Below are 9,691 nucleotides of genomic sequence, written 5' to 3' on the forward strand. Positions count from 1 at the left end.
TTCACCTGCCACTCCTCATACTCACGGCCCCGCGGCCGCGATAGGTCCCCACACGTTGCCCAGGCGGGCACGACACAACGACAAGGACATGACGATGGGTGATTCACCCAGCTCGACGAAGACCGGCCTCAAGGCCACTGGCGGCGTTATCGTCGCAGTGGTCCTGATGCTCGGTTTCGTCATGTTCGGTACCGACAACAACCCCAAACCTTCCAACGATTGCCTGCCCACAACCGCAACTACCGGATCCGTGGCACCAGCTCCGGGGACCAAAACGCAGCCGCTCGAGGCCGGTACCTACCAACTGACGTCGGGTTTCGGTCCTCGCGGCGGTTCCATGCACCGCGGTACCGACTTCGCCGGCCCGCTCGGTACTCCGATCTATGCCGCTACCTCCGGTGTCGTCGCGGCAGCCGGCCCAGCGAGGGGGTTCGGGAGCTGGGTCATCATCGACACCGATGTCAATGGGCAGCGGATTTCCACCGTCTACGGCCACATGGCTGCCTCGACGATCAAGGTCAAGACCGGTGATCAGGTCACCGCTGGTCAGGAAATCGCAGCCGTTGGGAATGAAGGCGAATCCTCCGGTCCGCACCTGCATTTCGAGGTCTGGGAGGGTGGGAGGCTTCCCGACGGCGCCGGAACACCGACCGATCCCGCACCGTGGCTCGCCGGTGCTGCCGAGCCGTCTGGACCTGCACCCTCGCCCGCACCTGCACCGGGCACCGGGGTTCCGTCTCCCGCGATCGTGAACGCTGCTGCGATCACTCCGCTTCCGGCGGGCGCCGGGTGCGGTGGACCGAGCCTGGGCGGCGGGGGACTCAAGCCGGGCAGCGTGCCTGCGGAGTTCGAGCCGTGGATCCTCAAAGCCGCCGGTACCTGCCCCGAGATCACCGCCCCGCTCCTGGCGGCGCAGTTCAAGCAGGAAAGCAAATTCATCGTCACCGCCCACAACGCCAAGTCCGGCGCCGACGGGCCGGGCCAATTCATGCCGGGGACGTGGGAACAAGAAGGCATCGACGGGGACGGCGACGGTACACGCGATACGCGCTCGATACCCGATTCGGTGATGTCGATGGAGTCCTACGACTGCAAGATGGTCGAGTTGTCGAAGAAAGGGATGGCCGACGGCCGTCTGCAAGGCGAGCTGATTCCGCTGGCGTTGTCCATGTACAACTGCGGCCCCGGAAACACCTTGTCCCAGGGCCAGGTCTGCCAGAACGACGAAACACGCGGCTACGTCACCAATATCCCCAAGGTCGCGATGGAGGAGTTCACCGACACGTCCGCTCCGGCGGGCCCGATTCCAGGCGGCCCGTCGACCGGCTCGGTCGTCGTCGATGCCGCTCTGCGGTGGCTCGGCACCCCGTATGCCTGGGGCGGCGGCGACGAGAACGGACCGACGCGCGGCGTCCGTGACGGGGGAGTGGCAGACAGTTTCGGCGACTTCAACAAGGTCGGGTTCGACTGCTCCGGATTGGTGAAATACGCAGTCGCGCAAGCGACAGGCGGACGAACGGTTCTCCCTCACCAGGATCAGATGCAGATAGGCGACTCTCGCGGAACCTTGATCACCAACCCTGCCGACCTGCGACCCGGCGACATCATCCAACCCCACAGCGGCCACATCTTCATCTGGATGGGCGGCGGCAAGGTCGTCGAAGCTCCGCAATCGGGCGATGTCGTCAAAATCTCCGACTGGACCCCGCCGTCCTCGGGATTGGCAGCGAAACGCTTTGCCTGACAGAACAACCCAGACCAGAACATCGCAACCCGATGACCACCCCGGAATGAAGTTTCACCCGAAGAAAGGTAGATCCCAGAAATGACGGTATCCGCAGCCACCGAATGGGAACAGGCCGCCGACGCAGTACGCGCCGCTGCTGACGAGTTGCGCAGCAGCGACTCCTCACAGATCCGCGCGTGGGCGAAGACGAACAAGCTGCTCTCGCGCAGCATGTGGCCGAAGGTCAAGCGCGAGTTGGTCAAGCAACTCGATCTCGACTACGACGTACTCCGCGACGCGGAAGCGACCAAACGCAAGAACGAGATCGCCGAGGCCGCCGCGACCGCACCGTTGGTGGAACTGTTCGCCGCCGGTGACGAGCGGGGCAGCTTCGCTGTACTCGGACCGGTCGACGACGCTGCCTGGTACGGGACATTTCACAAGAACGACACGGTCTTCAAGGAAGGCAACCAGCGCTCGGCAGACGATTCGGCCGCCGGTAAGGCGATATTCCTCGCCGGCAAAGCACGTGAGGACGCGAACGTTCCCGCGGTGCGATTGCTCCTGCACATCTCCAATCCGGAGATCGACGGCAACTCCCTCGCCGGCATGGCAGCCAAACACGGTGTCGCTCTCGACCTCGACATCACCGACAACAACCGGGCCGTGGACTGGTGTGAAGAGCCTGGCTACCAGGCATGGCAGGCGATTCGGTTGTCGGATCTGTTCATCGAGGACGAGTCGTGAAACGCCGCCTCGCGGCCGCCGCCGCATGTGCCGTCGCTATTGCCCTGGCCGGGTGCTCCTCGGGTACGGGAGGCACCGCAACCGGCCCGTCCACCACGACGACGGGTGCGCGGGCGCAGCAATGGTCCCCGAACGAAACCTCGGCGGCCGAGTCCACACGGCCCGCGGCCACCGTTCCGGAACACGCGCCCGAACAGGTCGCCATCGTGGACCGCAGCGATCCGGCTGCCGTTGCCGACGCCGTGGTCACCACCTGGTTCACCTGGAACACCGCTGACGATCGCGGACCCAACGACGCGGCCGCCCGCACCGGCGACCTGCTCACCGAACGCTTCCTCGGCGACGTCACCGGAACCACCCCGACCGGAAGCCCTGGCGGTCAGTGGCTCGAATGGGCTGCGAAGGACGCGCAGGTCTGGCCGACGGTCAGCTCTGTACCGAACCAGGGCGCCGTGGACACCGCGACTGCGGTGCACCGGATGTATCAGGTCGAACAGACCGCGATTGCGTCCGATGGCTCCATCGTCGGCGTCGACACCGCCATCGTCGCCGTCCTGGTCGTCAGTCGCGGCGGTCTGTGGGCAGTCGACGACCTCAAAAAGCTATGAGCAGCGAGAAGAACGTCCCCGGAACCACCCCCTCCCCGAAAGGAACTCCCGTGAGCGCTCCTGACCCCTACGACGAGCACCAGGACACGTACACCACCGAAAAGGCCGTTGACCTGCGCGGCCAGCGTCTACGTCGGCAATCTCGGCCCGAAGCCGAGACCGCACCGATCGAGACTCCTGAACCAGCCCCGCAGATCGAGTCAGCCACCGAATCCGGCGATACCGCGTTGGTCCACGAGTCGGCAGGATACGACGACCCGTATGCGGTCGGGCAGGACGCGCTGGCAGAGAACGACGAACCCGAATTCGACTACCGGTTCGAGCGGGAGACCAGCGAAGTCGACGACAGCCCCGCAACATGGGGCTGGCGCGGACGTGTCAACGCGGCGGTCGGCATGAAGATGGCGCCGAAGCCTGACTCGGCGGAGGTGCGGTTCCGCCAATCCGTCACCCGCGTTCAGCAGCCGCTACCCGGTTGCATGGTCGTCTCGGTGATCAGCCTCAAAGGCGATGCCGGAAAGACTTCGACGACCCTGACCCTGGCCAACACCTTCGGTTCGCACCGCCACGGCGTTGTCGCGTGGGATGCCAACCAGTCCACCGGAACCCTCGGAGACCGCGCGGCCAATCCCACCGATCCCGACGTCGGCCCCTGGGATGTTCTCGAGAACGCCCGCGATCTCACCTCGGCGGGAGCCGTGTCGGGTGCGCTCGGTAGGTTCCTGCGACTTCAACCCACGCACGACGAAGTCCTCGGAGCCGACACTTCGACCTCACGCGATCATGGCATCGGCTGGGACGAGTGCGCGGCGATCATGGCTGTACTACGCCGGCATCGGGACCTGATCTTCATCGACACCGGCAACGAACCCGTAGCCGCGAATTGGCAATGGGCCGTGCAGCACTCGAACCTGTTGGTCGTTCCCCTGCCACTGCGCCTCGACATGACAAAGATGGCGTTGCGGATGTTCAAGGGGATCATCGCCCGCGGCTTCGGCCATCTGGTGTCCTCCGCGATCGTGCTGACTGTCGTGACACCCGGCTCCGATCCCACCCTCGAACCTGAACTCGTCGAGGGACTGGCTCGACTGGGCCTTCCGGAAGAGAACGTCATCCGGGTTCCCTACGAGCCGTCGTTCGCGACTGGAGAGCGCATCGTCTACGACCGGCTCCTTCCGTCCACGATCGAGGCTTACACCAATGTCGCCGCCGAAATCGCGGATGCTCTCGCTGCCAGCGTGTACGGCCGCGCTGCCGAGTACGCCGACCCGTACACCCCCGAGCAGATCCAACGTCCTCCGGAAGTTATTCGACGTACTGCCCGACCCGAACCGGTCGCGCAGTACGAGGACCGATACGCGGAGTACGAGCCGGAACCCCGGCCGAACCCACGCCCCCTCCGTCCTCGCCCGGTAACTCCACCCCACCCGCGAAGTCGCGGGCGCCTGGATTGAAAACCACTGCACCACAGCCGAACACCACATCGAAAGGGAACACGATGAACGAACAGAACACACCGGTGAGCCCGTCCACCCGCGGCGGCCGGCTGCGTCGGGCGGCGGCCATCACCTCCGGCACCATCGCCCTGGCAATCATGACCGCCGCTCCTGCCGCAGCTCAGGACGCGCCGAAGTCGAAGAACCCATTCGAAGGGGTCACCCCTACCCTCGAGTTCCTCGGACCTGCGTTCCAGAACGTCTGGGTCCGCGTGCTCGGCACCATCTGGGCACTCGCAATGGGCGGTGTCGGCGTGAAACTGATCTTCGCGCTGTACAAGATGCGAGCAGCGAAGAACGGCGGCTACGCCTCGGAGATGACCGACAACGCCGCTGAGGTCAAGACCGCCGCCACCGCCTTCGGCGGCCTGACACTTCTGACCGTCATCATCGGCGCCATCATGTTCGTCACTCAAGGCTGAGACGAATTCCGTTCCAGCTCAGCATTGTTCACGAGAAAGAAGAGAACTCATGGTCAAAGATTTTTCTCAGGTAGGTACGGGCAACCGTCCGGTCGCGGCGACTGGATCCACGGGTGGCGGATCGGGGTTCTTCTCTGACCGTAAGCGCGTTATCGCCACTGGTGTCGTCGCAGTGGTGTTCCTCGCGTTGGTGATCGCGCTCCTCACCTCCGGTGGTGGTGATGACAACAAGGGGAGCGGAGCCGATGCGATTCGTGCAGCCCACGGTCCGACGACGACCATCGACGGTGTCCCGGCGGGATACACCCGCGATCAGGCGGGAGCGCAAACCGCGGCGGTGAACTTCATTCAGGCCGATGGTCAGACGTATCAGGGCCGGATCGACGTCGCGAAGCTGCGGGAGGTCGCTGTAGCGTCCGATCCCAGCCCTTCCTTGCAGAGTGTTCTCGATATCTCCAGCGGCCGAACTGATCTGGGAAAAACCGTCAACAACGTGCCGCTGATCGTCACCGTCACCGACTTCACTCAGGACTCGGCCACGGTGTCGGTGTGGGGCATGGGCGTCGGTCAAAGTCCGGTCAGTGAGGGCAGCGACAAGGTCGGCATCCTCACCGTGTACTCGACTACCACCGTCACGGTGAAGTGGGAGAACGGGGACTGGAAAGCCCAGGACTGGAAGTTCGTCAGTGGCCCGTCCGCAGATGATGCCCAGTTCCCGGCGGCTGATTCACCGCTCTCGAAGCCTGGCGCGAACGGCTTCTACACGTTCTACGTCAACTAGAAGGGGGCCGACTGATGTGGCGCAAAATCATTCTGACCGCGGTCGTGGCATTGTTCGCGATGCTCGGACTGGCGTTGCCGGCGGCAGCGGAACCAGTTGCTGTCCCCAACACCGACCCGGCTCCTGGCGTGCAGAATGCCACTCAGTCGGGCAAGGAACTCCCCAAAGGATTTCCCGATGATCTGAAGAAGTTCGTCGCCGGCACAGACGAATTCAAATCCGCCTCGTGGTTCACCGGAGTCTGCAAGGACAAAGGCGGCGACATGGGCCAGTACTCGACACAGGTCATGCACAACGAAAACCGGTTGATGTACTGGACGGCAAAAGAATCCGAGCGGATCGCCATGTGGGCGCCGCAGGTGATGATGTCGAAGAACCCGGCTCTGATCGACGCGCTGGTCGCCGCCGGCGGTGCCGGTACTCAGATGTCCGGAGTTGACATGGGCGTGGAGGCGAACCAGAAGGCCGCCTTGAGCGTCACGGACGAGTCGATCCTCAAGGGCATCTACCCGGACACCTACCCCCTCGACGAGGGCGCGGACATGTACCCGCCCTCTCCGACGTGTGCGCAGGATCTGGCCCGGTGGACGACGAAGACGACAAGCACATGGGGTTTCGAGTGGAGCCCGACACCGGACGCTGCCTCGCTCGCGGTGATGAAGAAGCAGCCGAACGCCGACAAGGTCCCCGACGCTGCGTGGACTTCTCCCTGCGCAGGCAACGGTGTTCCCAGCATCCTGTGCATGCACGCGATGTTCGTCAACTGCGAGCGCGCCAACGAGAAACCAGATGACCTGTTCGCGTGCACTGAATGGAACACCAGGGTCGGGAAAATGTTCGGCGGCACCATGAACTGGATCGATCAGAACACCAGTTTCAGTGACCGCCTCGGCGAGACCCTCGGAGGGATGATGAGGGCGACGCCTGCCTATATGGGCGGCAAGATCTTCGTCGACAGTTTCACCTTCGCGTGGGATACCGTTGCCGGCCCGCTCGGTGATCTGGTCGCATTCGTCAAAGACCCGTCGGACGTGATCGATTCCTGGGCGAACAAATTCAAGAGTTCAGCGATGTCGATGACCGATTCGGTCCTGCCCGGTTTGGCAGGAATCGGCGAATTCGATCCGTTGGAGCCGCAGTTCTTGACGGTGTACGCGATGTCGACGGGGTTGGGGCTCCTGGTGCTGGCTATCGCCACGATCTTCGCGCTGTACAAGTCAGCCGACGGAAGCCGCCCCGGCGAAGAACTCGCCAAGGACTTCTTCGGATACTTGCCCGCCGGGATCATGCTGATGCTCTTCGCTCCCTCTATCGCCCAATTCGTCATCAGTCTCGCCCACGAGATCTCGGTCGCGTTGGTAGGCGCGATCGGCACCACCACCGACGAAGTGATCAACAACGTATCGACCTCCCTGGGCGCTCTCAATGACGAAACCCTGGTCGGTGGAGCCGTGGCCGGCATCATCGGATTCGGGTTGATGGTTGTCGGTGTGCTCTCGGTCTTCTTCGGCTTCTTGATGCATGCGGCCGCGCTTCCCGTTCTCGCAGTGGTCAGCGGTATCGCATTCGGCATGTGGGTGCACCCCACCTGGCGAAAGAAGGCGCTTCGGCCAGTGATGATGTTTCTCGGTGTCGTGCTGTCCAAGCCCATGTTGTTCGTTCTGCTGGCCGCGGTGTTCGTTGTCATCAACGTCTCGGCGCAAGGATCGGTCGCCGACGACGGCAAATTGGAATCACTGGGCCAACTCGCCCTGATCGCCGTGTGCTTCGTGATGATCGGTCTGGCACCGTTCGCGTTGCTCAAGTGGTCACCGATCCTGCCGACCGCTGCGGATTCCGCCGACTTCGGTAGCTCGGGCTCAGCCTCGGGCGAGATGATCGGCTCGTCGGCGAGCATGTACCAGCAGCAAGCCGGAGGCGGCTCGGGCGGCGGCGGCGACGGGGGAGCTGCGTCCCGCAATGCCGATGTCGCCACCTCTCCCGGACGCGGCACCGGACCGTCCGATCACCTCGGCGGTCACAATTCCTCCCCGGACGCATCGTCGGCATCGTCCGATCACGCGTCCAGTCGATCGGGCCACGGAGCGCAAACCTCGTCCGGTTCCGTCGGGATCGGTGGCAAAGACTCCGGCAAGGGCGGAGCCAAAGCGGGAAGCGCCGAATCGAAATTGATGAGCGCGGCGAAGACAACCGCCGGCGCAGCGGCAGGTGCAGCGACAGTGGCGGCGCCGTTCGCGGTGGCTGCTGCCGGTGCAGCGATGAACAAGGCGGGGGCCTCGGCCCAGAACGCTCCCGAACACGCGGACGGAGAACACTGATGAGCGAACAACGCACGTCGATCCTGGGGCGTCAGATCGCCCGCAAAGGAAACCTGCCTTTCGCCGAACCGGTCTTGATCGCGTGGAGCGCGACACTCGTCCTGGCGCTGGCCCTGATTTTCGTCATCGGCCAGAACATCTGGGTTCTCGGGTTCGACTTGGCGCTGATCCTGGCCGTCATCGGTGCGACGTTCGAGTTCGGGCAGCGCGAGTCCTACGCGGCAAGCAAAGCCAAGCAGATTCGAGACCGTCAGCGCCGCAAGCGCGGTGAGCACGTGTACGTCAACGCCAGGGACGAAAACTTCGGCGACCCCGACCACGATCCGGGGTGGGAGTTCCCCGTCCCGCTCTACCAGACGAAGCCGGTGGATCTGGCCGGTACCGGCCTCGACGACATGTTCATCCTCGAGCACACCACACCGGGCGACAACAACTACTACTCGGTGATCGTGGCGATGCAAGGTTTGGCCGAAGGTCTACGCGGTGATGCGGAGTGGGCGGTGACCTCAGCTGCGTTCGGTCGTATCCTCGCCGGGTTCGCGAAGCGGTCCTCGTTCGTTCGGGGTGTGGCGCTGCTGCACCGCAGTGTCCCGGCCGATATGGCGCCGCACGAGAACTGGATGATGCGCATGATCTCGGCCGCCGGTGAATCCGTGCGGCGCATCGATGAAGCGATCCGTTCCTACGGTCAGCTCCTTGATCGCAACGCCCCGTATGTCGAGGAGCACCGCTCGTACTGCGTACTGATCATTCCGAAGTCGCCGACGTTCCTCGCCGAAGCTGCCCGTATCGCGCGCCGCAAGGATGCCGCCCTGGTCGGCGGTATCGCTCAGGTCATTCGCGACGAAACGGAGAAGGCGCAGCATTCCCTCGAACGCGCCGGTATGGGCCGGGTGGAGGTTTACGGCGAACAGCGAGCATGCGCGGTGATTCGCGCATTTCAAGACCCCACCTTCCCTCTCGACGCGCACAAGGGTGTGCGGTGGAACAACTGCTGGCCCTCCTACATCGGCCGCGACGAGTCGGTCGAGGTTGCGGGGGCGTGGCACACACGGGCCGGGGTGATTCCCCCGCGGGCGATCGAACCGCGTGAACTCGGCCCGTTGTGGCTCGGCCCGTTCCTGACCGGAGTCGAGCCCGACGTCGGAGACGACGAGATCGCTGCCGCCCCGACCATCCGCACGGTGATGGTGCGCATGGATTTCGTGGAAGCCTCCCAATCCCGCGAAGCCGCGAAGAAGGACGTCACCCGCGACGAGGCCAAGCGCATCGAGGAGAGCCGCAAGGGAAAGACAACCGACGGCGCCTCCGACGTGGCGATCACCGAATCAGCTCGCCGCCGACAGGATCTTCTTCCCGGTAGCGGACACCACGGCCTGATTTATTCGATGGCCGTCTCGGTCACCGGCCGAAACGAGGACGATGCACTACGCGCCGGGACGCGTGTGGAGCAGGCCGCCGACAACTGCGGCATCGGAGAAATCGTGTGGCAGGACAACCGCCACGACGTGGCCGCGTTCTTGACGTTGCCGCTCGGCCGCGGACTGGCGGCCACCAAATGGACTCGAATCAAGACAAGGGGCTGAACCGGCG

At 64.2% G+C, this 9,691-nt stretch carries 8 protein-coding genes; all 8 read left to right on the forward strand.

Features of this window, described 5'->3' with window-relative positions; translation table 11 throughout:
* The first annotated feature begins 94 nt into the window (after positions 1-94).
* Positions 95-1,744, forward strand: a complete 1,650-nt coding sequence (locus GJB56_RS31265; protein ID WP_113684388.1) for a peptidoglycan DD-metalloendopeptidase family protein — start codon at positions 95-97, stop codon at positions 1,742-1,744.
* An 81-nt stretch (positions 1,745-1,825) separates the two neighbouring features.
* Positions 1,826-2,473 (forward strand): hypothetical protein, encoded by a 648-nt coding sequence (locus tag GJB56_RS31270; protein ID WP_113684341.1) that lies wholly within the window; start codon positions 1,826-1,828, stop codon positions 2,471-2,473.
* Complete coding sequence (locus GJB56_RS31275) at positions 2,470-3,081, forward strand: hypothetical protein (RefSeq protein WP_113684342.1); 612 nt, start codon at positions 2,470-2,472, stop codon at positions 3,079-3,081. The genes GJB56_RS31270 and GJB56_RS31275 overlap by 4 nt, the downstream gene beginning before the upstream one ends.
* Before the next feature lie 50 nt (positions 3,082-3,131).
* Positions 3,132-4,535 (forward strand): MinD/ParA family ATP-binding protein, encoded by a 1,404-nt coding sequence (locus GJB56_RS31280; protein ID WP_154606770.1) that lies wholly within the window; start codon positions 3,132-3,134, stop codon positions 4,533-4,535.
* Between the two features lie 44 nt (positions 4,536-4,579).
* Positions 4,580-4,999 (forward strand): hypothetical protein, encoded by a 420-nt coding sequence (locus GJB56_RS31285; protein ID WP_050655179.1) that lies wholly within the window; start codon positions 4,580-4,582, stop codon positions 4,997-4,999.
* 49 nt (positions 5,000-5,048) lie between these two features.
* Positions 5,049-5,780 carry a hypothetical protein gene (locus GJB56_RS31290; protein WP_050655178.1) on the forward strand — a complete coding sequence of 244 codons (732 nt, stop codon included), beginning with the start codon at positions 5,049-5,051 and terminating at the stop codon, positions 5,778-5,780.
* A 14-nt stretch (positions 5,781-5,794) separates the two neighbouring features.
* Positions 5,795-8,098, forward strand: a complete 2,304-nt coding sequence (locus GJB56_RS31295) for a hypothetical protein (RefSeq protein WP_113684344.1) — start codon at positions 5,795-5,797, stop codon at positions 8,096-8,098.
* On the forward strand, positions 8,098-9,684 hold the full coding sequence (locus GJB56_RS31300) for a hypothetical protein (protein WP_113684345.1): 1,587 nt from the start codon (positions 8,098-8,100) through the stop codon (positions 9,682-9,684). Before GJB56_RS31295 ends, GJB56_RS31300 begins: the two co-directional genes overlap by 1 nt.
* Positions 9,685-9,691 lie beyond the last annotated feature (7 nt).

Source organism: Rhodococcus sp. AQ5-07 (genome assembly GCF_009707305.1).
Lineage (GTDB): Bacteria > Actinomycetota > Actinomycetes > Mycobacteriales > Mycobacteriaceae > Rhodococcus_F > Rhodococcus_F erythropolis.

Excerpts from the sequence above, each read along its gene's own strand:
- GJB56_RS31290 (WP_050655178.1), top strand. The coding sequence starts at position 5,049 with ATGGTCAAAGATTTTTCTCAGGTAGGTACGGGCAACCGTCCGGTCGCG.
- GJB56_RS31265 (WP_113684388.1), top strand. The coding sequence starts at position 95 with ATGGGTGATTCACCCAGCTCGACGAAGACCGGCCTCAAGGCCACTGGC.
- GJB56_RS31300 (WP_113684345.1), top strand. The coding sequence starts at position 8,098 with ATGAGCGAACAACGCACGTCGATCCTGGGGCGTCAGATCGCCCGCAAA.
- GJB56_RS31285 (WP_050655179.1), top strand. The coding sequence starts at position 4,580 with ATGAACGAACAGAACACACCGGTGAGCCCGTCCACCCGCGGCGGCCGG.
- GJB56_RS31295 (WP_113684344.1), top strand. The coding sequence starts at position 5,795 with ATGTGGCGCAAAATCATTCTGACCGCGGTCGTGGCATTGTTCGCGATG.
- GJB56_RS31270 (WP_113684341.1), top strand. The coding sequence starts at position 1,826 with ATGACGGTATCCGCAGCCACCGAATGGGAACAGGCCGCCGACGCAGTA.